Genomic DNA, 418 nt, shown 5'->3' on the forward strand with positions numbered 1-418 from the left:
GGTCGAGGAAGCGGTGAGGCTGCGCGACGAGGCGGCCGCCTCCGGCAAGATACTCTCGGTCAATCAGAACATGCGCTACGACCAGTCGATGCGCGTTCTGAAGCACATCATCGACAGCGGCGCGCTTGGCGAGATCGTCTTTGCCGAGATCGACATGCACGCGATCCCGCATTGGCAAACCTTTCTTGCCGAATACGACCGGCTGACGCTCGCCAATATGAGCGTGCACCACCTCGACGTGCTGCGCTTCCTGTTCGGCGATCCGGACGAGATCACCACGCTGACGCGCAAGGATCCGCGCACACGATTTGCGCATTCCGACGGCATCACGGTGTCGACGCTGCGCTTTCCCTCCGGCGTGCTCGCCGTGTCGCTGGAGGACGTCTGGTCCGGGCCGCGCCAGGAAGGTTATCACGAC

General features: G+C 63.2%; 1 protein-coding gene. It reads left to right on the forward strand.

The window, feature by feature from the left end; all coding sequences use genetic code 11:
* Positions 1 to 418: Gfo/Idh/MocA family oxidoreductase (locus EN857_RS33365; RefSeq protein ID WP_135897679.1), on the forward strand; the 418-nt coding region annotated here is incomplete at both ends.

The sequence above is a fragment of the Mesorhizobium sp. M4B.F.Ca.ET.214.01.1.1 genome (assembly GCF_004791545.1).
In the GTDB taxonomy this organism is placed as follows: domain Bacteria; phylum Pseudomonadota; class Alphaproteobacteria; order Rhizobiales; family Rhizobiaceae; genus Mesorhizobium; species Mesorhizobium abyssinicae.